This window comes from Leifsonia naganoensis, from assembly GCF_013410615.1.
Lineage (GTDB): Bacteria > Actinomycetota > Actinomycetes > Actinomycetales > Microbacteriaceae > Leifsonia > Leifsonia aquatica.
In genome coordinates, this window is sequence record NZ_JACCHJ010000001.1 from 964,637 (window position 1) to 991,233 (window position 26,597).

The 26,597-nt window shown below is 63.4% G+C and carries 25 protein-coding genes and 1 pseudogene; 5 read left to right on the forward strand and 21 right to left on the reverse strand.

The annotated features are described in order from the left end of the window. Nucleotides 1-319 precede the first annotated feature (319 nt). Entirely contained in the window at nt 320-1,327 is a 1,008-nt protein-coding gene (locus tag HNR14_RS04600; RefSeq protein WP_179700074.1) for a hypothetical protein, read from the reverse strand. A 366-nt stretch (nt 1,328-1,693) separates the two neighbouring features. Between HNR14_RS04600 and HNR14_RS04605 the strand changes: the two genes are divergently transcribed. Further along, entirely contained in the window at nt 1,694-3,127 is a 1,434-nt protein-coding gene (locus tag HNR14_RS04605) for an ATP-binding protein (protein WP_179700075.1), read from the forward strand. Between the two features lie 10 nt (nt 3,128-3,137). Here HNR14_RS04605 and HNR14_RS04610 read toward each other — a convergent pair whose 3' ends face one another. The 5 genes from HNR14_RS04610 to HNR14_RS04630 form a co-directional block, all read right to left on the reverse strand. After that, the gene (locus HNR14_RS04610) at nt 3,138-4,058 is read right to left on the reverse strand and encodes a nucleotidyl transferase AbiEii/AbiGii toxin family protein (protein ID WP_179700076.1); all 921 of its coding nucleotides are present in this window, start codon (nt 4,056-4,058) and stop codon (nt 3,138-3,140) included. Continuing rightward, the gene (locus HNR14_RS04615) at nt 4,055-4,606 is read right to left on the reverse strand and encodes a type IV toxin-antitoxin system AbiEi family antitoxin domain-containing protein (protein ID WP_179700077.1); all 552 of its coding nucleotides are present in this window, start codon (nt 4,604-4,606) and stop codon (nt 4,055-4,057) included. The genes HNR14_RS04610 and HNR14_RS04615 overlap by 4 nt, the downstream gene beginning before the upstream one ends. Before the next feature lie 189 nt (nt 4,607-4,795). Further along, nucleotides 4,796-6,376 (reverse strand): hypothetical protein, encoded by a 1,581-nt coding sequence (locus HNR14_RS04620; RefSeq protein WP_218874972.1) that lies wholly within the window; start codon nt 6,374-6,376, stop codon nt 4,796-4,798. Between the two features lie 177 nt (nt 6,377-6,553). After that, the gene (locus HNR14_RS04625; protein WP_179700079.1) at nt 6,554-6,853 is read right to left on the reverse strand and encodes a helix-turn-helix domain-containing protein; all 300 of its coding nucleotides are present in this window, start codon (nt 6,851-6,853) and stop codon (nt 6,554-6,556) included. 46 nt (nt 6,854-6,899) lie between these two features. Beyond that, a complete protein-coding gene (locus tag HNR14_RS04630; protein ID WP_179700080.1) occupies nt 6,900-7,364 on the reverse strand; it encodes a helix-turn-helix domain-containing protein in 465 nt (154 codons plus the stop codon). A gap of 92 nt (nt 7,365-7,456) precedes the next feature. Between HNR14_RS04630 and HNR14_RS04635 the strand changes: the two genes are divergently transcribed. The 3 genes from HNR14_RS04635 to HNR14_RS04645 are packed head-to-tail and all read left to right on the forward strand — an operon-like array spanning nt 7,457 to nt 9,328. Then, entirely contained in the window at nt 7,457-8,239 is a 783-nt protein-coding gene (locus tag HNR14_RS04635; RefSeq protein ID WP_179700081.1) for a hypothetical protein, read from the forward strand. Further along, complete coding sequence (locus tag HNR14_RS04640) at nt 8,223-8,801, forward strand: CBS domain-containing protein (RefSeq protein ID WP_179700082.1); 579 nt, start codon at nt 8,223-8,225, stop codon at nt 8,799-8,801. Before HNR14_RS04635 ends, HNR14_RS04640 begins: the two co-directional genes overlap by 17 nt. Next, nucleotides 8,798-9,328: a hypothetical protein gene (locus HNR14_RS04645; protein ID WP_179700083.1), complete on the forward strand. Its 531-nt coding sequence runs from the start codon at nt 8,798-8,800 to the stop codon at nt 9,326-9,328. Before HNR14_RS04640 ends, HNR14_RS04645 begins: the two co-directional genes overlap by 4 nt. A gap of 275 nt (nt 9,329-9,603) precedes the next feature. Here the strand turns inward: HNR14_RS04645 and HNR14_RS04650 are convergent, their stop codons facing one another. The 10 genes and pseudogenes from HNR14_RS04650 to HNR14_RS04690 all read right to left on the reverse strand — a co-directional run bounded on the left by HNR14_RS04650 (nt 9,604) and on the right by HNR14_RS04690 (nt 19,881). Continuing rightward, complete coding sequence (locus HNR14_RS04650) at nt 9,604-10,347, reverse strand: GolD/DthD family dehydrogenase (RefSeq protein ID WP_179700084.1); 744 nt, start codon at nt 10,345-10,347, stop codon at nt 9,604-9,606. Nucleotides 10,348-10,441: 94 nt separating this feature from the next. Further along, nucleotides 10,442-11,473, reverse strand: coding sequence for a zinc-dependent alcohol dehydrogenase (locus HNR14_RS04655; RefSeq protein ID WP_179700085.1), 1,032 nt, complete (start codon nt 11,471-11,473; stop codon nt 10,442-10,444). 21 nt (nt 11,474-11,494) lie between these two features. Next, the gene (locus tag HNR14_RS04660) at nt 11,495-12,256 is read right to left on the reverse strand and encodes an SDR family NAD(P)-dependent oxidoreductase (RefSeq protein ID WP_021765431.1); all 762 of its coding nucleotides are present in this window, start codon (nt 12,254-12,256) and stop codon (nt 11,495-11,497) included. A gap of 19 nt (nt 12,257-12,275) precedes the next feature. Beyond that, the gene (locus HNR14_RS20745; RefSeq protein WP_246311693.1) at nt 12,276-13,310 is read right to left on the reverse strand and encodes an NAD(P)-dependent alcohol dehydrogenase; all 1,035 of its coding nucleotides are present in this window, start codon (nt 13,308-13,310) and stop codon (nt 12,276-12,278) included. Nucleotides 13,311-13,364: 54 nt separating this feature from the next. Next, nucleotides 13,365-14,000 (reverse strand): annotated as a pseudogene (locus HNR14_RS20750) (beta/alpha barrel domain-containing protein); the annotation flags it as partial. Then, entirely contained in the window at nt 13,997-15,457 is a 1,461-nt protein-coding gene (xylB, locus tag HNR14_RS04670) for a xylulokinase (RefSeq protein WP_179700087.1), read from the reverse strand. The gene xylB and the pseudogene HNR14_RS20750, both read right to left, overlap by 4 nt. Beyond that, nucleotides 15,454-16,113: an SIS domain-containing protein gene (locus tag HNR14_RS04675; RefSeq protein WP_343064414.1), complete on the reverse strand. Its 660-nt coding sequence runs from the start codon at nt 16,111-16,113 to the stop codon at nt 15,454-15,456. The genes xylB and HNR14_RS04675 overlap by 4 nt, the downstream gene beginning before the upstream one ends. Before the next feature lie 69 nt (nt 16,114-16,182). Beyond that, nucleotides 16,183-17,235, reverse strand: coding sequence for a substrate-binding domain-containing protein (locus HNR14_RS04680; RefSeq protein ID WP_179702536.1), 1,053 nt, complete (start codon nt 17,233-17,235; stop codon nt 16,183-16,185). Between the two features lie 67 nt (nt 17,236-17,302). Further along, complete coding sequence (locus HNR14_RS04685; protein WP_179700088.1) at nt 17,303-18,289, reverse strand: ABC transporter permease; 987 nt, start codon at nt 18,287-18,289, stop codon at nt 17,303-17,305. Continuing rightward, the gene (locus tag HNR14_RS04690; RefSeq protein WP_179700089.1) at nt 18,286-19,881 is read right to left on the reverse strand and encodes a sugar ABC transporter ATP-binding protein; all 1,596 of its coding nucleotides are present in this window, start codon (nt 19,879-19,881) and stop codon (nt 18,286-18,288) included. Before HNR14_RS04690 ends, HNR14_RS04685 begins: the two co-directional genes overlap by 4 nt. Nucleotides 19,882-20,019: 138 nt before the next feature. On the opposite strand from HNR14_RS04690, the gene HNR14_RS04695 reads away from it, so the two are divergent. Beyond that, nucleotides 20,020-20,955: a sugar-binding transcriptional regulator gene (locus HNR14_RS04695; protein ID WP_246311694.1), complete on the forward strand. Its 936-nt coding sequence runs from the start codon at nt 20,020-20,022 to the stop codon at nt 20,953-20,955. A gap of 280 nt (nt 20,956-21,235) precedes the next feature. On the opposite strand, the gene HNR14_RS04700 is transcribed toward HNR14_RS04695, so the two are convergent. From HNR14_RS04700 to murJ, 5 genes are all read right to left on the reverse strand, one after another. Continuing rightward, a complete protein-coding gene (locus HNR14_RS04700; protein WP_179700091.1) occupies nt 21,236-22,405 on the reverse strand; it encodes a transposase in 1,170 nt (389 codons plus the stop codon). Between the two features lie 205 nt (nt 22,406-22,610). Next, nucleotides 22,611-23,321, reverse strand: a complete 711-nt coding sequence (locus HNR14_RS04705; protein ID WP_179700092.1) for a hypothetical protein — start codon at nt 23,319-23,321, stop codon at nt 22,611-22,613. Further along, nucleotides 23,318-24,223 (reverse strand): ABC transporter ATP-binding protein, encoded by a 906-nt coding sequence (locus tag HNR14_RS04710; protein ID WP_179700093.1) that lies wholly within the window; start codon nt 24,221-24,223, stop codon nt 23,318-23,320. Before HNR14_RS04710 ends, HNR14_RS04705 begins: the two co-directional genes overlap by 4 nt. Further along, complete coding sequence (locus HNR14_RS04715; protein ID WP_179700094.1) at nt 24,220-24,585, reverse strand: GntR family transcriptional regulator; 366 nt, start codon at nt 24,583-24,585, stop codon at nt 24,220-24,222. Before HNR14_RS04715 ends, HNR14_RS04710 begins: the two co-directional genes overlap by 4 nt. 419 nt (nt 24,586-25,004) lie before the next feature. Continuing rightward, nucleotides 25,005-26,564 carry a lipid II flippase MurJ gene (gene murJ, locus HNR14_RS04720; RefSeq protein ID WP_179700095.1) on the reverse strand — a complete coding sequence of 520 codons (1,560 nt, stop codon included), beginning with the start codon at nt 26,562-26,564 and terminating at the stop codon, nt 25,005-25,007. Nucleotides 26,565-26,597: the final 33 nt, after the last annotated feature.

Consider the following 26,597-nt stretch of genomic DNA (forward strand, 5'->3'; position numbering starts at 1 on the left):
CTGCTTTGGGCTGTAATCAAGCCATCAGCTGACCCACGAGACACGAGCCCCGTCTCGCACCGCTTCGATCACGGGTCATAGCGCGCAGAAGTCATTTGTCCACAGCACCCAGGTGGTCCAGGGTCATTGCGTTCACCGTCGAACCCGCCTCCGCGTGACGCTTCGGTCGTAGCTGCTGTGAGCTGTTGGAATGCCTGCATGCCCCTGCTTCGTCCGCTCGCTGGTCGTGCGGTCGTCCGGTCGCGTTCATGCCCCGAGCCTCACGCTTCACCCGGGGTCTCTGGATAGAACGCGTAGTGGGCGGCCCGACCGGCACAGATCAATCAGTCGACCGGGGTCGCGCACGCTGGCGGCCTGCGGGTCCGGCGCCGTGCAGGGGAAAGCCTTCGCCTTGGAGCTTTCCACGGGTTGAGATCTTTCCCGGTTCCGCTTGCGTCCATGCGAATGCTTCAGGTGATGGGTACGCGATGGGCGGGAACAATCCGGCCGCTCGGCGGGCGTCGGAGTCTTGCCGAAACGTATCGGCGACCGCTGAAGCAGCGTCTGGATTACCGGTGCAGTCGAAATCGTACAGATCCACTTCTGCGTAGAGAAACACGTGCATCAGATGTAGCCGTTCGGAGAAGCGAAGTCGGCTCCAGAACGGTGAGGTCGCCCATTCTGCGATTTCGGGATCGATCCCTATGCGGGGGTTGAATTCGACGCCGTCTGCGGCCTCTGCGGTGGGGAAAGTGGCGCGGGCGACTTCACATCGCCCGGCCGTGAAGGTCTTCTGTCCCCATTCAAGGTGTGGCATAGCGCCGCTCGGCACCGAGAATACGGGGTTGGCTTCTGCGATTCGCGCGGTCCAGCTGGCTAGTCGGCGATGGCGGTCGACTCGAGCGAGCCGGTTGATCCATCCGAGGAAGTTCCCGTCGATGTTGGAGTTGAACGGCTGCATTGTCAGGAGCATGTTCAGCTGGTGTGGCGGGAGGTTCTTCAGCCGCCACTTGTTTCGCTTCCATGCGGGCTCGTCGTCGTAGATCGGGTACTGAAGGGCTTCCTCCGCCGGCGGCGGGTATTGTCCGGTGCTGTGGACTGCGGCAGCCCACATGATGTAGTCGAGCGCGCTGCGCATGTTGTAAAGCCACTCGCCGAATAGCACGGAGAGCTCTACCGGGAACGGGTTCGTCTGATCGACTCGAATGATGTATTGGGTTGGCGATACTCGGTCTAGGGCGAATTCGAAGGGATGCGGTTCGAGGAACTCGTTCCAGACTTCGGACATCTCTGTCGATCGGGTCCGGGCACGGTGGATTCGTTGTCGCGCTGAGTCGAAATGGCTCATACGGCTGAGGCTAGCGTCACCGACCGACACTCGCGGCACTGCCGCGGCCTTCCGCCGCTCTTGCGGGCGTGATCTGAGGCTGAGATGGTGGGGCATTCGGATCACGCCGTCCCGTCTCTTGCGCCACGGCCTTTAGCGGCATGACTGCCGTATGAGGCGGTCGGGCTGCAAATTCGGCGATTAGGATCCGTACTGCGCTCATTGACGACGACGCGCGCACCGCCGTAGATGTCACGGGTAGCTACTCGAAAGCTACTCGAAAGCGGCAGATCATCGTGAAGGCCGCAATTATCGGCGAGATTACGCGGATCGGTTGGCGGACTCTAAAACAATTCGCCTCTACTCGAAATCCGTAGGCTTATGCCTATGACGACGAACCAAGTTGATGGTGCGCTGGGCTCCGGTGCTGATTCCGTGGGAACTTATCTTCTCAACTTGGATGAAGACCAATGGTTCGACAGGAAGTCGGTTCGGACCGACCCTGTCAAACTCGCGCAACCGATGGTCGCATTCGCCAACGCTGAAGGCGGCGTTCTTGTTGTCGGTCTACACGGCGGCAAGGTGGAGGGGACGAACTCTCAGCCGAAGCGCTTCAACGATTTGAAGCAAGCAGCGATCGATTTCACCGTCCCGCCAGTTCACGCGACTGTTGATCGAGTGGCCTGTGTCAATGATGCTGGCGAGGAAGACGCTTTGATTGTCATTCGTGTCGACTCGAGCGAACGTGTGCATGAGACCCAAAACGGTGACTGCTACCTGCGTGTGGGAGATGAATCCCGGAAACTTCGCCACGACCTCCGCCAGGAGCTCGAGTATGACAAGGGGCAAAGCCAATACGATGGAATGCCTCTCAAACAGATTGCGGTCCCCGACCTGGACGGCTCGCGCCTTGACGACTACCGCGTAGCGACCGGAACGACGAACACCATCGAGAAGCTCTTAAAAGCTCGTGGGCTCCTCACCCATCAGGGCGAGGTCACCAACGCCGCATATCTGCTGTTCGCGGACCAGCCACAGGCGTATTTCCCCGAGGCATACGTCCGAGTCATCAGGTACGGGTCTGTAGAGCGAGGCACAGGATCTCGTCTGACGATCGAGGATGAACACGACTACCGCATCGAAGGTCCGATCCCGCAGGTGATTGCCGACGCGGCAGCGGTGATCGAACCGTTGATCCCTAGGCGGCGAGCGTTGCGTGAGTCGGGGAGGTTCGAAGCTGAACCGATTGTGCCCCGGGATGCGTGGTTGGAGGGTCTCGTGAACGCCGTCGTTCACCGTTCGTACTCCCTCGCAGGTGACCATATCCGGTTTGAGATCTTCCCGGACCGGGTAGAGATCGAATCTCCCGGACGGTTCCCTGGTCTGGCCAATCCGAGCCGGCCGTTGGATATCAGCAGGTTCGCGAGGAATCCCCGAATTGCGAGGGTGTGCGCCGATCTCGCGATTGGCCAGGAGCTTGGTGAGGGAATCAAGCGCATCTTCGATGAGATGCGCAATTCAGGACTGACGGACCCAGTTTATCGGCAGGGGCAGGGCAGCGTTCATCTGAAACTTCAAGCTGTTGCTCGACTCGACAGCAAAACTCTGGAGCGGCTGCCGAAGCGGTCAGAGGAAATTCTCGCGGTTCTTCGCGCGGCGGACGGCGGCATGGGCACCGGCGAAATCGCTGAAGCGTCGGGAATGAGCCGGCCCACAGTGAAGCAGCGGTTGGATGCTCTACGCACTGAGGGTCTCGTCGAATGGTCCGGCAAGTCGCCGCGGGATCCGCGAGCGCTGTGGAGCGTTCCAGAACTCGATTAAACGGGTCGGATCAGGCTTCTGCGATCTGCTGAATCCAGCTGTTGACTTCGTCGATGGCCTCGTCGAGTGTCAGGGAGATCTCAGCTCCAGCTGCAGCCCGTTTGTAGCCCGCTTCCCAGATTTCGTTTGAGATGACGGTCGGCGGCCATTCCCGCCGGGCGAACCCGAGCTCTTCCGCTTCTGTGGCACGTCCCGAAAAGACTGCTTCAGCGGCCAGGCGAACGTCGACGAGTGGGATGCCGTCCACGTAGAGCTGCTCTCGGATGAGGAGCAGGTCGACGACGTCTCGGACGCGGTCGTTCTTAGTTCGCGGAGGGTCGTGCGGGTCGGTGCAAGCGTGGAGTTTTTGCGCTACCTGGTACGCGAGGGAGATCGTCGCGATCTGAGGGGCGGATTCCAGACCAAAGAACCCGAAGTCCTCGGCCTCGACATATTCGGCATCAGGCTGTGCCTGGCCGTCAGCGAAAGCGATCTCTACTTGGATCTTCCGCCAAACCCTTCCTTTAATCTCCAGACGGACATCAAACCGTCGGGGTTTGACCCGTCGTGACGGGACGTTGATCGTTTGAATTTCGCCTCGAGTGAGGGTGAAAGGCCCCCACGGCTCAGTGAACGCTTCGTCCAGCTTTTGGACGAAGGCGTCCACCTCACCTCGGAACATTGCATCGATGTCTTTGGTCGAACGCGCTGTCTGTGAGAGACGCCTTTCGAGGAATGCTCCTCCTTTAAGGAGGAACAGTGCACCCAACTCGGGGTCCATCACACGTTGCATCGCTGCAACCACAATCGTGGAAGCGATCTGCCATGACAACCTGCCCGGGTCACCGACTCCGAGTTCTTTCGCTGCATGGTTCACCCAGCCGTTGAGGACGGCAACGCTTTGAGGGGTGCGATCCTTCTCCGGCAGCTCCGACAGGTTTGCTCGACTCATCCGCGCTGTTTCAGATTGCGACGCAGCTTTGCAGCTTCGAACTCGGAGATCGTTCCGCGCCTACGCGCGTTCTTGATCGCGTCGGCGAGTAGGTACGTTGGCGTCCCGTACGCGATGCATTGCTCGATTGCAGTCCCGGGGCGGACGGATGGTATCCCTTCCCACCAACCTTTATCTGCCTCGACCAAGTCAGTGTGATGAATGACGTATCCTTCACCGCCGTCGCGTCTGATCCGTTTCGCTTTGGGGATGGTGATGTGGATCTGATCCGGATTTACGTCGCAGAGTTCGTATGCGGAGAGCACAGTCTCATGGCTGAGAACAGCGTCGTCGGCACCGGTCCAGAGAACGGCGAGCATGTATTCATCTTTGTCCGTCTCGGGCAGTTGGTCGAATCGGTACACACCGTGGGTGACATGCCGGAGCTGGTTCCGGTTCGCCAGCTTCGCAAGCTCAACGGGAGGTACCCCGAGGTTGCGGGCGCCCCGCGTGGTCACGAAACCGTATTGTTCGGTTGCCACATCCCACAAATCTGCTTGCATCGTCATTTCGCCACCTCCGTGTCCATGTCAAAACTATACCATTTTCGGGATAGTTTTGACATATAGCAACAAACGCTTTATGCGCCAAACCGCCGATCAGCTAGAGAATTCGCGCTTTCCCCTGCCGAACCAGTTTTGAGTAGACGTTCCTCGCACCGCAGGACATGTTCGACGGCCAGCGTGAGCAGCTTCTATCTATGGGATTTGAGGGCACGGATCCTTGTCGTCGACATGGATCATGGCCTGGCTAGCGTCCGCTTGAGCAGGGTTCTTTGGAACATGCGGCGGCCCAAGTCGTGGCGTGAGGTAACTGGTCCGACTCGCGGTCCCGATGAGCCAGTAGGAATTAACATCCCCGTGCTGTGGGTCTTTCAGGCACACGGGCTCCACTCCGAATGCACCCTGTCCAACAGACACTCGGTATCGCAGCAAGCTGTTCGCTGTAAATGCTGCGTTCGCGATGGGAGTGACGAAACACGCGAGCGCTGCAATACTTGCGGCTGCGAGGAGGGGATGCCTTCTGCGGATCCCGCTCCCATTCCTGAGGGAGGACAGGGCGGCGGCGGCGACAGCAATTGCTCCCAGTGCTCCGAGGAGAACCGGCCACCCCGAGGCGACGACTGTACCGATCGGGACGGAACCGATGAGTTGCGGGTATCCGACGGTCCACATGAACAGCGTCGACGGAAGATTGAGGACGACCACGGCTGCTGGGATTGTCACCGCCAGGCCCCACGCCATTCGGGTGGTTGAGAGACTGAGGCGAAGCAGGATCGGTCGAAGCACGAAAGCAGTGAGAAGAACCACACCGAGGGTGACAGCTGATCCGAGAAAAGCCGCCTTTCGTCCTACTGTGATCGCCGCGACAACTCCCAGGACAAGCATGCCGAGAGCGATCGGTGCTGATATCACCCACATGCCACCTCTTGGTCCACCCCCTTTACGCTCCTGTCTGCTGGTCTGGATTCGGAGGATCAGACTTCCCGCGAGCGGCGCGAGGATGGCGAGGACTAACAGCGCAACTCTCAGCTCGGCCGGCATCGTTGAAAGCGACGCCACGGCCGGGCTGACAAGCACTGCAAGTACAAAGCTAGCGATACCCGGAAGCAAGAGGGCAGCGAGGGCTCTCCATGCAGGATTTTTGGTCGCTGAGTCGCTCACGCTTAGTGCCGCATTGGCCGTGGCCGGCAGCAAAGTCCACGCGTGATCTGCGACGCCTTTCGAGGAGAGGATGCTGCTGACGCTCTTTTCGACGGCTTCTCTTGAGCCTGATGCGTTACGCCCCTGTACTGCACGGTGGATTCGTCGCGCGTCAGTTGCGGTCGCGTCGGCGCCCAGTGCCAGATACCAACGTGGTGGCGGGGTGTCACCCTCGCGGACGGTGCGAACGTCGAGTAGGTCGATCGCGAACGCATCCAGGGCGAATTCGAGCTGATTGAGCGCGTGTCTGGCCACTCTGTTCGATTCACTCCGCGCGAACAGCCCCCACGCCGCCAGCTCGAATACGCCCCTCTCTGCTTCAGTGATAGAGCCCACGGTCCAACCGGCGGACTCAATTTCGGCCTGAACGACCCTCATTGGCGCCGTTGTTCTCACAACGCCACGGGCTTCGACGAGCTGCTTTCGCATTCCGCCGGAGATCCACCGGCGTTGCAGCTGCTCGATGAACGCTAGAGCTCGCGTCGAATCCGGCGACCTTGCTTCAGCGCGCTCGGAAGCTCTGGTCGGAGTCGGCACTTCGATGTCGGGTAGCGATTCAGTTGCGACGTTCAACACCCGATGGTTTATCGACGAGGAAACTGGATTGGTTAGGTCGATTGCGCGCTGACGCTCGAGTGAGTCAATCCAACGATCGTGATCGCTGCGCCTGAGCTGCTGCGGCTCAGATCCATCAGTCTGCATCGTTGCGGAAGGCGCTTCGGTCGCGATGCGAACACGCGTCCGCGACTCCGACTACTTCGCTGCTTCCGGCCCTTCCCAGTCGATGACGCCGGGCCAGAGCGGCCCGAGTACTCGTTCGAGCCGGGCGATGGTTGCGAGGTCTGGCCAGGATTCGCCGGCAAGAATCTTCCGGATGGTGTTGTGGTCGAGGCCCGCGGCTCGTCCGAGTTCTCGGTAGCCCCACCCGTCGATCGCTGCTCGGAGGTTGTTGGAGAAGATCCGCGCGGTTTCGCTGACCGGGTCGGATCGTTTCCGTGTCGGCCACCCGTCGATGTCCCCGGCGTTCGGGAGGGGCCGGTGTGGACGGGGCATGTCCTGAGCGTACCGATGAGTTCCGTCGGGGCGCCTGCGACATTCGCTAAGCGGGGAAGGACGGCATCAGCCGGTGTTGGTAGGCCCGCTCAAACTTGATGATCTCGTCGCCGCCCGGGAGGGTTCGCCCGTCGATGATGCGGCGAAGGCGACGCCTGCTGACACCGCTTCGGTCTGCGGCGCTCTCGAGCGTCTCCTCGCCGATCGCGTTGAGAAGGTTCGATCGGAATTGTGAGACGTACCTGCCGACGAAGTCGTCGGTTGTGCGGGCGATCGGGCGGATTCTCCGCCAAGTGCCCCGGTCGAGTACGAGCCAACCGTAGGAGGCGTGGAACCGCGCGAGCTCATCACCGTTTGGCTCCGCGGCGAGCCGCATGATCTTATCCACCCTCGAGCGTTCTATCCCGGTCCTGTCTGCCATCCCTTGGCGGTCATCGTGGGCAGTCAGCACGTGGAGGAGGACCACCCGCCGGGCAGCCGCGAACGGATCCGTCTCTGTCTCCTCTGTCAATGCTCCTCCGTTTCAGAAGATGGCCAAAACCACAGCCTGGGTATAGCTTTAACCAGAATAGTCGCGATGTCGCAATAGTTGAGAGGTCGCAAATGCCACTCCAGCTGAACCCGCTACCGGAATGCGTGGTCGCATCGATGACGCTCCGCGAGCTCGGCGTCCGCACCGACACCCCGATCGGGTGGGCGTCTGCGTGCCTCACTCTGGTGACGACCGTCAAAGCCGTTCGCCCTGGGGTGCGGATCCACCTGAATGCTGTCGGCACGTCGATCAAGCTAGAAACTCAGGACGGGATCGTGGTCGTTGCTGACGGTGGGGTCGACTCGCAGATGAACGCATGGTTCACCGCTGACAGAACGATCGCCCTCACCTGTGGAGCCTGTGGCCGGCCGGGGCGACGTCGCACCGAACCGGTCGGAGTCCGATGCGACGCCTGCGCATACCTTGCCACCGCCCCCACACCAACGGAACTCCCGTTCATCCCAGGACTTCCGCTCCTCGACGAAGCGATCGAGGCCGTCAGAAACCTCGGCGCGCAAAACTTCCCGAGCCGATTCGTGGTCATCCCCGACGGGTGGGCACGCCTCGTCAGCTCAACGCTGCGCGACATGCCAACGCCGGAGCTCGCCGACGCGGCCACCTTCAACGTCCACGACGACACCGTGTCGTTGGCGTTCGATGGCGAGGCGTTCCCTCCATCGCCGAAGCTGCTCGTTTTGAACGACCGGTTGGAGGCGAATAGTCGTGTGCATTGCCGGCGGTGTTCGCGTCGGATGACCACGGACCCTGCCGATCCGGACCATTCGACGATCTGTCCCGGATGCCGGTGGGTGGAGTCACGGGGTTGGGAGGTCGTCCATGCGGACACCATCTGAACCACGGCCCCGCCTGCAGCTGACGCTCACCGACACCGGTGCCTGGCAAGTTACGGTCGGCGACGACGTCGCCCTGGTGTTCGATTTCCAGACGGGGACCGTGATGATCCTCGACGACGACCTCACCGATCGGACGGTCCGGAGGGAGCGGATCGACACGATCGAGGTCGGCGCTCCCTCAGCCGAACCGCCGACGGAAGAGCCTGACTTGGGTTCGCTACTCACCGAGGAGGAGCTGCTCGACCGTCTCGGTATCGGCCCGGAAACGCTTCGACGGTTCGAGGAAGACCGGGTGGTTCTGCGGATCATCACCGAATCGGAATACCCGGCGTTCCAAGTGGTCGACGGGAACCTCCTCCCCGGGCTACGCAACGTCCTAGGCGAGCTCGCCGACGGGATCGACTTCCCGCCACTGCACTGGAAGTGGCTGACAAGACCCGCGGACTGGGCTGACGGCAAGCCGCCGTGGGAGCTCCTCCGCGACGGTCGCGTCGACGAAGTCATCCAAGCTGCCGGCAGAGCCGCATGGGTGTGGCGAGATCAGAATCGAGGGTACGCATGAGCGACAAGCCTGATGACGAGTTCGAAAGGTGGATGCGCGACGTTATCGTTCCCGGCGCCGGCGAACCGGACGGGACGGTAGCGCTATCCGTGCCCGAGGAGGCGCTGCGGCAGGGTGCCGAGGGCCAGACTGCTCCCTCCGAGGACGTCCCGTTCGTTGTGGTGCCGGTCGCGTCGGCACATGTCGCTGACGTACTGCGAGCGACTCAGCCGACGCGAGTGGCGCCAGAGGAATGGCTCGGTGGGGTGTGGGAAGTCGTCACCGAGTCGGGATCACGGTACGTCATCGACACGATCAAGTGGACGCTCACTCGAGTTCGGGGACGGGATGAGCAGGAGGATCCTGATGTAGCGCCGGCGTCGACGTTGCGACGCGACGGAGAAACCCTGCGGCTTCTGAGGGTGATTGCGCTGGAGGTGGGAAAGCGGGCGGTGTTCGATGTGGAGCCGCTGCGACCGGATGCGGTGTGGACCCGGAGAAGTACGACCTATGTGGTGGAGATTCGCCTGGTCCGCTCTAACGCTTGAAGTTCGTTGCTGCTTCAACGCGGGCGAGACCACAGGGCGTCTGAAGACACAGTCGTCCGGACGGATCAAATTGCCTCCGCCTGCGCTTCACGTTTCAATCGAGTTGGTGGCCACTCCTCCCCTCAGTTCCGGGTCCTCCAATCCTGGGTTGAGCGCATAGTCGTTCGCCGGGCGGACCCCACTAGCAGGTGAAGGCTTTGAATTTTCCAGGTCCCTGTTCGGTCAACGATTGAAAGGCTCACCGGAAGCAGTGCCCGGGCGCGTGTCGAAACGAGTCACGCGATGCTGTATCCGCCGTCCAACACCACGTTCTCTCCGGTCACCATGCCAGCATCGGCCGAGGCCAGGTAGGCCACGAGTGAGGCGACCTCTTCCGGCTTGGCGAATCGGCCGACAGGGATGTCAGCGCGAGCTCGCTCGCCCTTCTCCCCCGACCACGCCATAACAGCCATCGGTGTCTCAACAATGGTCGGCGAAATCGCATTCACCGTGACACCGCTGCGTGCCCACTCGAGCGCGAGCACCCGCGTGAGGCCGAGAATTCCGGCTTTGCTCGCCGCGTATGCGGCGTGGTCCGGCAGTGCGACAATGGCCGCCTGCGAGGCGATATTGATGATCCTGCCGTAACCGGAGGGCACCATGACGCGCGCTGCAGCCTGCGCCATGTAGAAGCTTGCGCTGAGGTTGACGTCGAGCGTGGCACGCCAACGGCTGGCAGTGACTTCAAGTGCCGGCTGGTTCAGTGCGACTCCAGCCGAGTTGACCAGGATGGTCGGCGCGCCAACAGCGCGCACGATCGCATCGACGATTCCGGTCGCAGCTTCGGGATCGGTGAGGTCATGGGCGAATGCGAGGTGGCCGGTGCCGGGCAACTCAGCCATAGCCGATTTGACTTTGTCGCTAAGGTCGACGCCAGCGACGAGGGCGCCACGCTCGGCGAAATGCCGAGCTACCGTGTTGCCGATCCCACTCGCCGCGCCTGTGACGATGATGATTGCGTTGCTGAATGTCTGATCCATACATCTCCTTCGACGGGATCGGTTACGGGGAGGCGCGTGCCCTGGGCTGCCGAGTTGACGTCCTATTAGCCCCGGGCACGCGCCGGTCTTACTATCAGGCGGGCTCCGCCACCCGAACGAGTACCTTCACCTGCTCGGGATTGTCGGAGGCATGAAACGCCTTGTCGGCTTCGTCGAGCCCGAACGTAGCGGTGACAACCTCGTCGAACGGGAACGGGTGCTTTCGAAGAATCTCGATTGCGTGCAGAACATCGTCCCGGACGTACATCAAGTTGCCGATGATCGTCAGCTCACGGTCCTGGACGAGATCGAGATCGACCAGCGTCTTCCCGGCAGGCACGCCAACGGTCATCAGCGAGCCACCCTTGTCGAGTACTTCGATGGCCAGCGCCACCGTGCTTTCACGCGAGACACAATCGAATACCACGTGGGCTTTTCCGCCGAGTTCCGCCTGCGCGAGCTCGGCGGCATCCGGCGCGGACGAGTCGAACGCCCCGTGAGCGCCGAGACGGACGGCTCGCTCACGCTTGCTTTCGAGCAGGTCCGCCACGACGACGCGCTCAGCACCGGCGTCGAGTGCGGCGATGGCGGTGAAGAGGCCGATCGGGCCGGCTCCGATGACGACCACACGACGTCCGGTCAGGTCGCCGGCGCGACGCACCGCGTGGACGGGGGTCGAAAGCGGCTCGATGAGGGCGGCCCAGTCGTCCTCGAGGTCATCGGGAAGCGGCACGATCCTGTCAGCGGCGATGACGAACGCATCGGTCATCCCACCCGGCGTCTGACAACCGAACACGTCGAGGGTTGCGCAGATGTTGTATCGTCCGGCGAGACACTGGTCGCAGTGCCCGCAAGCCAAGTTCGGCTCGACGACGACCCGGCGGCCGACAAGCGAGCCGTCCACGGCCTGGCCCGTGCCTGTGACAACGCCGATGACCTCGTGACCGGGCCAGAACGGAAGCGACATGAACGGATGGCGGCCGTGGGCCGCGTGCATATCCGAGCCGCAGATGCCCACGATCGTGCTTCGAACGAGGACTTCACCCGCTGCGGGTTGAGGGGCTTCGACAGCCTCCACATGGATGTCGTCAATCGAGTTCACGACAACTCGGCGGATGCTTTGCATGGTCTTCTCCTTCTGTCCGTGTCAGACGGCGGTGTAGCCGCCGTCGACGACGAGCACCGACCCGGTCACGAACGACGCGGCACCGCTGGCCAGGAACACGACGCTCGGCGCGATCTCCTCCGGCTGCGCGAAACGCTGCTGCGGAGCGTCATCGATCCAGTACCGCTTGAAGTCCTCGCGGTCCACTGGGGCCATCTCGGTCTTGACGTATCCCGGAGCCACCGCATTGACCCGGATGTTGTAGGGCGCCCACTCCACCGCGAGGGATTTCGTGAGGTGGTGGACTGCTGCCTTGGACGCGTTGTACGCGGGCTGCCACTGCGGGCGGTTGACGATGAGTCCGGACATGCTTCCGATGTTGACGATCGATCCACCACCCAGCTCGCGCATGTGCTCGCCCGCAGCGATGCTCGCCTTCCACAGTGCGCGGACGTTGAGGTCCCAGACCGCGGACCACTCCTGGTCGGTGACGTCGAACGCAGGGTTGTGGAAGCAGGTGCCGGCGTTGTTCACCAGCACGTCCAGATGTCCAAGGCCGTCGATAGCTGCTGCGGTCATCGCATCGACCTGCTCGTCGTCGGTGATGTCGGCGGTGATCGGGAGGAACTCGAATCCTGCCGAGCGGGCCTCCTCGACGGTCGCTGCGTTGCGTTCGGCGCTGCGCCCGGCGATCGCCACGCGCGCCCCGGCTTCCGCGAGGCCGAAGGCGAATGCTTTGCCGAGGCCCTGGTTGCCGCCGGTGACGAGGACGGTCTTGCCGTCCAGGCTGAAGGGGGAGGTCATGCGAACTGCCTTTCGTTTCTCACTTGTTGGGGTAGACGATGGACTTGAGGCTGGCGGGGTCGAGGTCGCTCTCGAGTGCCGCCTCGACCTGGTCGAGATCGAACCGTCCGGTCACGAGAGAGTCCAGGTCGACCTGGCCGCTGCTCACGAGGTGAATCCCAGTGGGCCACGTGTCCGTGTACCGGAAGATGCCGGTGACCCACACCTCCTTGTTCTGAATGTGCTCGATGGGCAGGTTCATCTCGGGGTTGCCGAGACCCACGAGCACTGCGTACCCGGCGGGGCGAACCGCCTGGATGCCTGAGAAGACGGCGCGGGGGGCTCCGCTGGCATCGATGAACGCGTCGACATCGAGGCCGATGTTCGCGACGTCCTCGGCCGCGGGATCGATGGTTCGGGTGGCACCATACGCCAACGCCCGTTCCCGTCGTTCGGACACGGGGTCGCTGACGATGACCTCGGCTGCGCCGAACGCGCGAGCGGTTTGGGCGCAGATGATGCCGATCGGGCCGGCGCCGGCGATCAGAACGCGCGAACCGGGAACGATGTGCGCCTTCCGCATGGTGGTGATCGCGACGGACAGCGGCTCGAGCAGAGCCGCCGCCTCGTCGGAGACGTTGTCGGGAACGGCGTGGGCGAAGATCGATTCGATCGTCACATAGCCGGTGAAGGCCCCGTCGATCGGGGGTGTCGCGTAGAACTCCATGTGCGGGCACAGGTTGTAGCGGCCGGCAAGGCACTGGTCGCACACGTGGCAGGGCTTCTGCGGTTCGATCGCGACCCGCTGGCCGACACGGGTCGGGTCGACCTCATCGCCGACAGCGACGATCGAACCCGAAAGTTCGTGGCCGAGCACGAGCGGACCATCGACGACGAAGTCGCCGATGCGACCGTGCCTGAAGTAGTGAACATCGGATCCGCATACACCGACAGCGGCGACTTTCACGAGAACCTCACCCTTCGCGGGCGAGGGGACACGGCGATCCTCGATGGCCAGTGCGCGCTGGCCCGTCAGGACGCTCGTGCGCATCGTGTCGGGGAGGACATCGGACATTGCAACCTCTTTTCCTTGCGGGTGGGACTTCTCCTGGCGCAACAGCGCGCGACCGGAGACGATGTGGGTGGCTCCTGCATCGGCGGCGGCGCGCGCGAGACCCGCGGTGATGCCGCCGTCGACACCGACCGGCCACCGCTCTGCGAGAGCAGGGATCTTGTCGAGGCAGGCCGGGTCGGCGTGCCCTGCAGTGCCGGAAGGGATGAACATGACGAGAACACCATCGACATCCGGGATGCCGTGGCCGTCGTCGTCCGGTTGCAGCTCGACCCAGACGTGGGCGCCGGAGGCACGAACGGCGGTGAGTGCGTCGTGCGCGGCGGCGAGCAGTTCGCGACCGACCGTGACGTGGTGCACCCCGGTTCTGGCCAGATCATCGAGTATCCGCTCGACTTCTGCACGGACGGCCGGTTCGGCGATCGTCCCGGGCGACAGCATGATGTGGACATCGACACTCGCCGGGTCCACCGTCGCGAGAACGCGGGTCAGTTCGGTGGGAAGTACACCGATATGAGTGCCGTCCGCAGCGACGATCACGTCGACGTGGACAGCGCATCCCGCGTCGACCAGGACGCGGGCGCAATCCAGCCGCAGCTGCGACTCGACGGCGTATAGGCTGCCCGCAAGCGTCGCGTCGATCGTGTCGTGCCACGCTGCGATCGCTGGGGCGCGCTGCACCGTGAGGCTCATGGCCGATCCAGCTCTCGGATCGAGGTGACGGCGCGATATGCCTCCCACCTGCTTTCGTCGAAGCCCCGGGGTTGTGCAACAGAAGTCAATCGGGGCGCCCAGCGGTCGCGGATCGTGGCCACGTCAGTCGTGTGTGCAATCGCCGCCGCTTGGACGGCCGCTCCGCGAGCGGTTGCCTCCTGGACATCGGCGGTGTGAATCGTCCGTCCGACAGCGTCCGCGAGCAGCTGCTGGTACGCCGGCGACTTCGCGCCGCCACCGACGGCGAGAACGCGTCCGTGCGTCCGAACGCCCATCCGCTCGAGATGGTTCTGTCCCGACACCAGACCAAGGACGACGCCCTCGTATGCTGCTCGCGCGACCTGTTCGCGCGAGGTCGAGGTGGTGATGCCGCCGAGGATACCGACGGCACCGGGCAGATCTGGAGTGCGTTCCCCGTCGAGGTAGGGAGCCAGAACGGGCCCGGGCTGCGCGTCGAGAGCCAGCCGGGAGAGCTCATGGTGGTCGACGTTCAGGATGCGGGCGAACGTGTCCGTCGTCCGGGCCGCGTTCAAGGTGCTGACCAGTGGCATGTATCCGCCGGTCATGTCGGCGACACCATCGACATGACCCGAGACATCTCGGATCGGGGTGGGGCTGAGCGCGGACACGACACCGCTGGTGCCGAAGGAATAGACGACGTCGCCGTCGACGATGCCCAGACCGAGCGCTGCCGCGTGCTGGTCACCGCCACCCGCCCCGACCAGCACCCCCGGAGGGAGTTCGAGTTCTTCGCGCGCCTGACCGATGACTTCCCCGGCACTCTCCGATGGCGCAAGCACCTCCGGCAGCATGCGCAGCCAGTCGCGGTGGGGGTCGATCAGGCGCAACAGGTCGGGCAGATATTCGCGGGCATCCGCGTCGTAGTAACCGGTGCCTGAGGCTTCCGAGCGGTCGGTGACGGCGCGGCCGGTGAGACGGAAGGTCAGGTAGTCGTGCGGCAGCAGGATGCGGTCCAGCCGCTCGAACGAAGTCGGCTCATGCTCTGCGAGCCAGGCGACCTTGCCGATGGTGAACGCGGCAGTCGGCACGGTACCGACCCGATGCACGAGTTCGTCGTCCCCGACGATGCCCCGCAGGCGAGCGAGCTCTGGCGTCGACGTTGTGTCGTTCCACAGCTTGGCCGGTCGGATGACGCGATTCTCGGAGTCCAGAGGGACGAGACCGTGGCATTGAGCGGCGACGGAGATCGCGATGACATCCGCGGGGTCGACATCCGCGTCCTCTACCGCAAGGTGGAAAGCGGTGACGAAGGCGGTCCACCAGTCCTCTGGACGCTGCTCGCTCACCGGTGGGAACACCGGGGGGTGCGGAGCGCTCCCCCCACCCTGGCGGACACCGCTCTCGGCATCGAAGAGCTCGACCTTGCACGACTGCGTGGACGAATCGACTCCGGCGACGATGCGTCGTGCCGTCATGGCTGATCCTCCGGTTCCAAGGTGAGGTCGTCGGGGAGCTCGGTTTGCAGCCCGACGATCCCGCCGGGGTGGATGTCTACGACATCCTTCCAGCTGTGGTCACGCAGCCGCATCAGAGTAGAGGCGAGGGCGTCGCCCCAAGCGCCGGAGACGAGCGTTGAGCCCATTGCGATCAATCCGCCCGGGTCCGCGTCCGATGGGTTGGTCGTCACGTGCGCGACGATCGTGGCAGAGCGGGCGAAGGGCGAGTCGGGATTCTCGGTGAGTGCCACCACGGGGATCCCGCGTTCCACCAGCTTCCGGGTCAGCTCGACGAGCTCGCTCGAGTGTCCGCCTTTCGAGATGGCGATGACATAGTCGCCGTCCGTGATCGAACCGAGACCCCCGTGGAGGGCATCCAAGCAGGGGAGGTAGAAGGATGGCGTGCCCGACACCGCGAGGAGGTGGGAAAGCCGCTCGGCGATGATTCCTGATGTGCCGGCGCCTGTGGTGATGATCTTGCCCGGCGCGGCGAGGACGGCATGGACGATCGCGGTGAACGTGGCGTCAAGCTGCGGTGCGAGCCCGGCGACTGCCTGGGCTTCGCGCTCTACGCTGCCGCGGGCGGCGGCGAGGATGCGCTCGTCGAGGGCCGACTCGGGAGGCGTTGCTGTCACGTGACGTTCCTTCTCTGAGATGGTGACGGCGGGGCCAGTGGCTGACCCCGCCGTCGATGCAGGGTGCTGCTACTGCTTCTGCCCGGGCAAGCCCTCGTACGAGATGTTCCCCGTCTTGAGGTTTCCGTTGATGAGATCGGTGAGACCGGACAGGAACTTTTTGCGATCGGTGACGACGTGCTCGATAGCCGCGTCGACGTTGTCCTTGGTGATGGCCGGCATCACATAGACGGGGTTGGCGTCCTTGGCCTCGCCACGAGCGACCTGGGCCGCGACGGCCAGTCCCGTGGCGAGTTCGACCGTGCCGTTCTGCAGCGACGTGCCGATGAAGGTGCCGTCCTTGACTGCGCTCAGGCCGTCCTGGATGCCGTCGATCCCGACGATCGGAACCGACTTTCCGGCTTCCTTGAGTGCCTGCAGGGCGCCAAGTCCCATGTCATCGTTCTGCGAGATGACACCGTCGATCTGGTCACCGAACGCGGAGATCCAGTTCTTGACCTTGTTGACGGCTTCGTCGCGCTTCCAGTTGGCGGTGTCCTTCGCGAGCACCTTGACGTCCGGGTACTTGGCGAGGACCTGGTCGATGCCCTTGCCGCGGTTGATCTCTCCGGAGCCGCCGAGCGGCCCCTGCAGGATGACGACGTTGCCCTTTCCGTCGAGCTTGTCCATCATCATCTGCGCCTCCTGCGCCCCGGCTGCGACGTCGTCGGGCTGCACGCTTGCGCTGATGTCCTTGTTGTTGAGGGTCGCGTTGACGTCCAGCAGGGGGATCTTCGCCGCCTTGGCCTGACTCACCTGCGGCTGGAGGGTGTCTGCCTGGACGGGGACGACGATGATCGCGTCGACCTTGGCGTTGATGTACTGGTCAACCTGGCTGGCCTGAGTACTCACATCGTTGTTCGCCGAGTTCCACAGGACCTCGATGTTGTTCTCCTTGGCGTAGGTGTCGATTCCCTCCTTGCCTTCGGTGATGAACGAGGACATGTCGTAGACCGAGATGCCGACGGTGATGTGCTTCTGGCCCGACGAATTTGTCGTGTTAGCCGATGGGTCACCCGCGCCGCAGGCGGTGAGCCCGACGAGTGTGGCGGTCGCGACGCCGACGACGGCGGCACGACGCATGATCCGGTTGATCTTCATTGATTTCCTCCGATGGGTGATGTGCAGTGCGGTGCAGTGTTGTGCCGGGTCAGACCCGGCGTTTCGCAGCCCAGACGTCGACGGCAACCGCCGCGACGATCAGGATGCCCTTGATGACGTCCTGCCAGTAGGCGGGAACGGTCAAGATGTCGAGGCCGTTGTTGAGGGTCTGGATCAGGAGCAGGCCGAGGGCGGTCCCCCAGACGGTTCCGCGACCGCCGAGCAGGCTGGCACCGCCGATGACGACAGCGGCGATGGCATCGAGCTCGTAGCCTTGTCCGAGAGTGGGAGAGCCGGTGATGACCCGGGAGGCGAGCATCACACCGGAGAGGCCGGCCAGGGCGCCGGAGATCGCGTACACGCTGAACAGGACGCGCCCGGTCTTCACACCGGCGATCCGGGCAGCGATCGGGTTGCCGCCGACCGCGTAGACCCGCATGCCCCAGGCCGTGCGGCGCATGGCGATGCCGAAGCCCACGATCCCAACGATCATCAGCAACACCGGGATGGTGAGGCCGAAGATCTGGGTGTTGGCGATGGCACCGAAATCGGCCGCGAGGCCGTTGATCGGCGCCCCGTTGCCGACCACGAACGCGAGTCCGGAGGCGAGTGTCAGCATTCCCAGTGTCGCGATGAAAGGCGGCACCTTGATGACCGAAACCACGAAACCGTTGATGCTTCCCGCCGCCAGTCCGACGACGATCGCGACGAGGACGGGCAGGACCAGGTTGCCAGGAACGGACTTCGCGGTCAGCGCGGCGGTCATGGAGCTGAGGGCGATCACGCTTCCGACCGACAGGTCGATGCCGCCGGTGAGTATCACCAGGGTCTGGCCCAGCGCGATGAGTGCGAACGGTGCGGCGGCGACCAGGATGGTCACGACATTGTCCACGGTGCCGAAGCGCGCGCTTCTGTACATGAAGAACGCGATGACCAGCAGCAGCACGATGACCATCGCATAACGGATGGCGAGGTTCTGCAGGACCTTGGCGTCGAACCGACGCTTGCCTGGGGTGACAGCGGTGTCGCTCGTCATCGGCTGATCTCCTTTTCAATAGTGGAGGCGGAGGTCTCCGCCAGTGTCTGCGGTACGGTGACCGGGCTCTCCCCGAGGGCGTCTTGGCTAGAGAGGCCGCTTGCGAGCCGGAAGATGGTGTCCTGGACGTCCGGCTGGTCGAGCGCCGCGCGGTCGAGTTCGCCGACCACCCGGCCGCCGTTCATGATGAGGGCTCGATGGGAGAGGCTGAGGATCTCCGGCATGTCGCTGGAGGCCATCACGACCGCCATACCCTGCTTGGCGAGTTCCACGATGATGCGGTAGATCTCGCTGCGGGCGCCGACGTCGACCCCTCGGGTCGGCTCGTCGAGGAGGAGCACGTCGACATTCCCGACCAGCCAGCGCGCGAACACGACTTTCTGCTGATTGCCGCCGGACAGCGTCTCCATGCTCTGCTTGAGGCCGCGGCTACGCAGACGCACCGACTGCGTAGCCGTTGTGACTGCCGCACGACGCGCGCGCTGGCGAAGCCATCCCGCAACCGAGAAGGAGGCGAGCCGCGGCAGGCTGCCGTTGTCGAGGATGTCCATCGAGAGCACCCCGCCTGCGCCCTTGCGGTCCTCCGGGACGAGCGCAACGTTCGCAGCGATGGATGCGGCAGGATCGTTGCGCTTGATCGGCTGGCCCGCGACCGAGATCGAGCCGCCGACCGTGCGTCGCATCCCGAAGATGCCCTCGATGAGTTCGGTGCGCCCCGCGCCGACGAGACCGGCGAGTCCGACGATCTCGCCGCGACGGACGGTCAGGTCGACCGGCTCGGCGGCTCCTTCGACGTCGAGCGCACGCACGTCGAGCGCGATATCTCCTGGATCCCCCGGACGGTCGGGGAAGAGATCCTCGAGCTCGCGGCCGATCATCGCCGTCACGATGTCGTCGTCGCTCACGGCGGACATCGGCTGTTCCAGAACGAGGTTCCCGTCGCGGAGCACCACCACCTGATCGGCCAGCTGGCGGATCTCCTCCATCTTGTGCGTCGTGAAGAGAAGGGCGACACCGGTGTCTCGCAACTTCCGCATCACGGACACGAGGTGCTCGACCTCGCGTGCGGCGATAGCGCTCGACGGCTCGTCGAGCAGGATCGACCGGGCTCCGGTATTGGTTGCCTTCACGATCTCGACGATCTGGCGGAGTCCGAGAGGGAGCGTCCCCATCCGTCGAGTCGGGTCGATGTCGATGTCGAACTCAGCCAGATTGCGCCGAGCCTCCCGGATCATCTCCTGACGCTTGAGCCCGAATGGGCCGCGCAGTTCCCGTCCGATGAAGATGTTCTCGTAGATGCTCATTTCGGGAAGGGATGCGAGTTCCTGAGGAACGATCGCGACGCCAAGTCGCGCCGCCTCATGGGCGTCACCCGCGGAAAGATGCTCGCCGCGAACAAACACCTGGCCTGCGTCAGCCTTGTACTGGCCTGAGGCAATCTTCATCAGCGTGGATTTGCCCGCGCCGTTCTCGCCCGCGAGGGCCGTGATCGTGCCGGGACGGAGGCTGAGGGAAACGCCCCGGAGAACGGGGATCCCGCCGAAAGCCATCTCGATGTCGCGGCACTCCAGCGCTGCCGGTTGGTCGGTCATGGTCTCACCTTCTGCAGCGGGCGCCCTTGCGCTGCTGCGGATATGACCCTGCCACAATTGCACTATCGAGTGGGCCAAGCGCTCAATTGAGCGGTATTGTCATGGCTGTACACTGACGGGTGGAGGGGGACGAACGTGATGATGGGACCCGACGAGCTTGTCCAGATAAGCCACGTGGCCAGGCGTTTCTATTTGGAGAATGCGAGCCAGGTCGCGATAGCCGACGAGCTGGGCATCTCCCGCTTCAAGGTCGCTCGTTTGTTAGAGAAGGCGGTCAAGGATGGGGTTGTGACCATCACGATTCAGAGCCCGCCGAGCATCGACTTGGACCTCTCCATCGGATTGCGGAATGCATTCGGCTTGTCGCGCGCACTGGCGGTGCCCACCCCGAACGAGGATCCCGCGGTTGTCCAAGACCAGCTCGGTTCTGTGGCCGCCCAGCTCCTGGAGGAGATCGCGTTTGAAGGAGCCGTCCTCGGGTTCACGGCCGGCCGCACATTGAACGCAACGACCCTTCACCTCACTCGCCTTCCCTACTGCGAGGTCGTCGCACTGGGGGGCGTCGCCGGACCGGTGAAAGAGCATGGCGTCGAGGTGATCCGCCGAGTCGGCGAAGTCACCGGCGGTCCAACCTTTCCGATCTTCGCGCCGTTGTTCGTCGCCAGCGCCCCGGTGGCCAACGCCTTACGAGTCGACCGCGGGATCGCCCAGGCGTACGCGAAATTCCCCCGTGTCGACATCGGAATGGTCGCGGTCGGAAGTTGGGCGCCCCCAGACTCGCAGCTCTACGACGCAGCGAGCGAGGCCGGTATCGCCGAGCAACTGCTCGATCAGGGGGTCGTCGGCGAGGTCGGCGCGACGCTGTTCACTGCCGACGGCACCACGATCGACACCATCGACGACCGGTCCATCGCCATCACCGGTGAGCAGCTCCGGCGGATACCGGAGGTCATCGCCGTCGCTGGAGGCCGAGCGAAGACCCGTGCTATCCGCGCTGCACTAAACACGGGGATGGTGAATTCGTTAGTGACAGACGCCTCCACGGCACAGAGACTGCTTGAGTCTTCAACATGATTGATCGGCGTCGCCACGTGTTTGCCCGAGAAACTGAGCCAACTTCGGAGTCGACCGAGCGCTAGCCTTTGGATCAGGAGCGTGGCTCTCGCCGCCGCCGGCCAACATGTGCCTTCACTCTGCGTTGCCCGCTTCGCCGCCGGTCTGACCGTCCCAGCTCGCAGGGCTGACCTTTGGACCTCACTTGAACGAGCGTCTGTCCTTGCAGTGCCCGCTTCCACCAAGTCGCGTCGGGCTACGATTCCAACGTGGTGGAGTGGCTTGAACATTACCTGGCCTTCTAATCGCCGTGCCCGACTCTGGCGTTGCCCTCCAGCACCCCAACTTCGGCTCCGCTCGCCGCGAGACCGTGTTGTTCGCGCATGATCCGGTCGAGCTTTCGGAACACTTCCCGGATGACGTACCGCTTCAATGACCGCAGCACATGCCGTCGTGTGGCGCCTTCGGCAAGGCGACGCTCGAGGTAGGCGCGGGACCGCGGATCCCTGATCAGGCGCACCAAAGCGATGGTGTGGACCGCGCGATTCAGCTGCCGGTCACCGCCCACGTTCAACCGGTGACGAACCGTCTTCCCGGACGACACGTCGATCGGTGCGATGCCCGCCAGCGAAGCGAACGCAGACTCGGATCGCACTCGGCCCGGATGCGAATAGGCGGCGAGGATGATGGCACCGGTCACGGGGCCCACTGCGAAGAGGTCGAGCAACCCCGGTGCGATCTCTTGGACTAGTTGTTCAAGTTTGGACTTGTTGTCAATGAGCTGGTCACGCAGCCGCAGATACTCTTCGGCGAGACGAGCGACTTCCTGTCGTGCCATCACTTCATATCGGTCCCCGACAACCCACTCCGGGGTCGTGAAGAGGCGGATAGACGCGATATCCAGCTTGATGGTCGTGTCGAGGCCGAAGTCTGTCGTCCGCACCAAGCCGTTCAGTCGGTTGCGGATTGCCACGGACCGGACCTCCATCTCCCGCCTGCCACTGATCAGCATCGCCAGTGTCCGCCGCGCCCCTCTCGCGCGTGGCTGGGAGAGCTTCGCCACCGGTGCGCCGAGGACAGACCAAGCGGCCATCGCAGCATCCGACTGATCGCTCTTCGGATTGGTTCGAACACGTCGGGGCGGGCGGGCATTACAGACGGTGAAACCGACGTCGATCGCCTTTTGCGCCAGGAGGGATCCGTAGGAGTTCGCTCCCTCAATGGAGAGGAGGACATCCCCGGTGAAGGTCGCCATCAGCCAACGCAGCGCAGAGGCGACGCCTTCTGAGTCAGCCCGGAAGGTTTGGGTCTCGCCCACTTCGCCCGTCCGAGCAACGAGCACTGCGTAGACATGAGTCTCCGCATGAGTGTCCACACCGACGACGTAGGAGAAGGCGTCCGCAACCACGACGGGTCGGGACGGTTTCGATTCGGGAGCCTCTCGGGAGAGTGGCGCGTCGGTCTGCTGCACGTTCGTAGACCGTAGCCGGGCCGGGTGAACGGGGCAGCTCGACAGTCTGAACTGCGCCGCCAACGAATTTGAAGGTCCATCTTGGCGAAGGCGCCACGCCGTTCGCTTACTGCGCGGGCCACGCCGGATTGGCTATGTCAACTTGATTGAGGCCCGGGGTAACGGCTAGATCGGGGCCCACTTTGTCTTATTGCGCTTGTCGTGGTTAGCGCACGATTGCCGGGCGCAGGAGCAGCCATGTTCCTGCGCCCGAGAGAGTGACCGCGACGACGGCAGCGATTGCGAGCCACCAGAGCTGGAAGGCTGCGGCGATGGTCGCGGCTTGCGGTACGAGGATGATCACGGCTATTGCGAGGGCAATGATGAGGCCGGCGGCGATGAGTTGTGGGCCGCGTGCACCGAAACGAACCCAGGACGCTGCGAAGACTCCGCCGATGGTGAGTGTTGTGAGTACTCCGAGGAACACGATGAGCAGCAGGCGGAGGGTGTCGCCGCCGCCGAGGACGTAGATGTCGAAGACGTAGAAGCCCGCGAACCAGTGGTTCGTTGCGATTTCGATGGTGTTGAGTACCGCCAGGATGATGGCAACGTATGCGGCTGTGATTGCGTCCCAGATGAGGGTGCCGGCCACGAATGCGCGTCGGGTTGCCCCGAGGGTGAGGGCGAAGGGGAAGGTTGTTGCGACGGTCGCTACGCCGAGGTAGCCGAGGAATCCAGCGAGGGCGTATACGATGCCGGGATTGCTTTGTGAGCCTTGGATCCAGCCCTGGGTGCCGGGCTGGCTACCTGATCGCCAGAAGATCAGGGCGATGAGTACGGATATGACGGCGACTGTCCCGGCGATGCTGAGGGGCACGATGAAGGTGGACTCGCGCCGGTTGAGGTGGAGTTTGACGGTCGAGACGATGGCGCTCATGCGCGTGCACCTTTCGTGAGGAGTTCTAGTTGCGGTGTGTCTGCTCCGAATGCGGCGACGAGTTCTTGGAGGGAGGCGGGTGCGATCGTGACCCCGAGGGTGCGGGCGTGTGACAGGAGGTCATCATCGACTGCTCCGCTGATGGTCGCTGATTTTAGGCCGCCGACGGTGTGGGAAAGAAGGGTGTCGCGGCCGGCCGTCATGAGCTGGACGGCGTCTGTGGAGCCGCTGACGGTGAACGCCAGGTCGGTGATTTCGTCGCTGGCGCAGGCTGCGCGTACCCGACCGCGATCGATGATGAGCACGTGATCGAAGAGCGCTTCGGACTCTTCGATGAGATGTGTTGAGAGCACAACGGTTCGGGGGTGTGCGGTGTAGTCGCGGAGGAGCATGTCGTGAAACAGGGCGCGCGCTGTCACGTCGAGACCGAGATAGGGCTCGTCGAGGAGCGTCAACGGGGCGCGTGACGCGAGGCCCATCACGATAGCGATTGCTGAGAGCTGTCCGCGGGAAAACTTCTTGATCGGAGTCTTGGTCGGGATCCGGAACCCGTCGACGAGTTCGGCAGCAACATCGGCGTTCCAGTTCGGTGCGAACTCCGGTGCGATTCGGAGCACGTGGTGCAACCGATAGTTGTCGGGGTATTTCTGGTTGTCGCGCACGAAACTGATTTTCGAGAGGATCGCTTCGTTTTCAAACGGGCGCTCACCGAAGACTTCCGCAGTGCCCGAGCTGGGTCTGTCTTGGCCGGCGAGGATGGACATGATCGTCGTTTTGCCCGCCCCGTTCCTGCCGAGGAGGCCGCAGATGGATTCTTCTGGCACTGTCAGCGTGATGTCATCAAGCGCGGTTGAGCGCCCGAATGAGCGGCTCATCGAGCGGATGGTGATTGCGTTACTCATGCCGGATCCTGTTCTTGGTCGTCGATCATCGAGTGCAGTTCGCTAGTCGTGATGTCCAGCACCGAGGCTTCCCGGAGAAGCGGCCGCATGTATTGCGCCCGGAATTCCTCCCGCCGTTGGCGGAGAAGGAGATCCCTGGCACCGGTCGCGACGAACATCCCGATGCCGCGCTTTTTGTAGAGCACACCGAGTTCCACGAGCATGTTCACGCCTTTGCTCGCGGTGGCCGGGTTCATCTGGTGGAACACAGCGAAGTCGGTAGCTGAGGGCACGGCGGTCTCTTCGGCGTATGTGCCACCCACGATGTCGTCGGCGATCTTGGCAGCGAGCTGCTGAAAGATCGGACCTTCTCCTACGAACATGCGTCCACCATAGTCCATTACTCGACTAATGGACACATGTACCTGTCGGCGTCTCGAAGTGCGGGCGAGACTTCGAGATGGACCGGTCAGGCTCCGCTGCAACCCTTACAAGGTGGCTGTCGTGACGCTCAAGGAAGCGAGAGGGGTTCCTCGAGATTGCTGCCATGTGCCATTCGTGGATGAATGTTTCCACTCCGCTCCGAGGCGAAAGGCGACGTTTTTAGCAAGGCCCCGATCGAGCGACCGAGTTGTGCCCGTTGGCATGGCAGCATAAACCGTAGTGTGTCGCGCGTATGTCGATTCCACATCGGCGATGAACCCATCGAGTACCCGGTTGGGGTCAGCACGGCGCGCCATTCACACACGCTAGCCCAGACGAATTCTTTACCGTTGACATTCCGCGCGACGCGGGACGCAGGCTATGGCCGTTGGCGGGAACTCTGGCGTGAGAAGAGCTCACGAATGGTTCTGTCTCCGAGCAACCATGCGAGTCCGACGAACGCGGCCGTAGCTACGGCGACGGCGATGCAGAGTTCGATGACTCGGATCCACCAGCTCCCGGGCACAGGGAACGCAAAATGCATGGCCGCCCAGCCCGCTGTCGATAGAAGAACGGCTGTGAGCGTTATCGGTAGGTGGCTTCTGAGGACCGCTCGCGCGCGAAAGCCTGATTGCTCACTGTGATCGGTGCGTGAGATTAGTCGGAGAGCGAGCAGGTATCCGACGATGTTCGCTGCGGACGTGGCTCCTGCGATGATCGGCACCGTGTAGTCGGCGGGCGCGAGCATTGCGCCGATTGCGCCAATCGCAGTGATGGCCGCGACGATCACCTGAGTTAGGAACACGCTCGACCCGCTGCGGAGCGCGAGGGCAGCACGATTGAGGGCGTAGAGCTGGCTGAACGCGGATAGTCCGATCGAGAGCAGCGCGATCAGATCCCCGATGATCTCGCTGTTCCAGAGGACACTTCCGATGAGGCGACCGAAGGCGACGAGAACGACCGTGAAGAGCCCTGAGATGTATGCGATGCGTTGCAAGGCGGTCGACAGGTCAGAGTTGAAGTCGTCGCGTCGGCGCTCTTCAACGTGGTGGCTCATGCGTGTGAATACGGCAGTCGTGATCGCGACGGCGAATACTCCATGTGGGAGGAGCGAGACGAGGTAGGCGTTGTTGAGTGAGTTGAGGCTTGCTCCATCCGTGCCCGCGGCGTGGAGTTGCGCCCCCGCGGCGTTGGCGACGTTGCTGACGACCAGAAACGCCAGCTGGCCTGCGATGATGCCGAAGAACGCGATCCCCGCGGTGCGTCCCGTGCTGGCCAGCCCGCGGACCCCGAAGCGAATGCGCAGCGAGAAGGGCAGCTTCCGAAGGAAGAAGAGCAGAAGCGCGCTCTGCGCCACAACGCCGAGTGTGGCTGTTCCGGCAAGCACGGTAACCATCGGTGACGTCCACCCGTCGACGGAGTCACTGGCCTGCCGAAAGACCAGAGCGAAGGCGCCGAGCCCGGCCAGCGCAATCAGGTTGGACAGCACTGGCGCCCAAGCAGCGGGTGCGAAGTTGTGGTGGGCGTTCAGAACTTGGCTGAGGACCGCATACACGACAAAGAAGAAGACCTGAGGGATGCACCAGTAGGCCATGCTGGTGGCGAGCTCGAGCCATTCGTCCGGCCATCCCAGGGCAAGGAGCCGAACAAGGCCCGGTGCCGCCCACGTCAGCAATGCGGTCAAAGCAAGTGCAGCTGTGAGCGTCATCGTCACCAGACGATTCAGGTCGTCATGACGTTCGTTTCGGGTTGCTCGGACAATGTCGGGGACCAGCACGGCCCCTAGGAGCCCGCCTGCGATGAGGCCGTAAATCTGGGTGGGGAGTTCGTTCGAGACGCCGAAAGCCTGGCCACCCACCGCGGCGGCTGTGCCGCCGATGAGAAGCACGAGGACGACGTTGCGCACGAAACCGGTCAGCCTGGAGGCGAGCGTTGCCACCGCCATGCCGGTGGCGGCGCTCTGGTTCTTCCA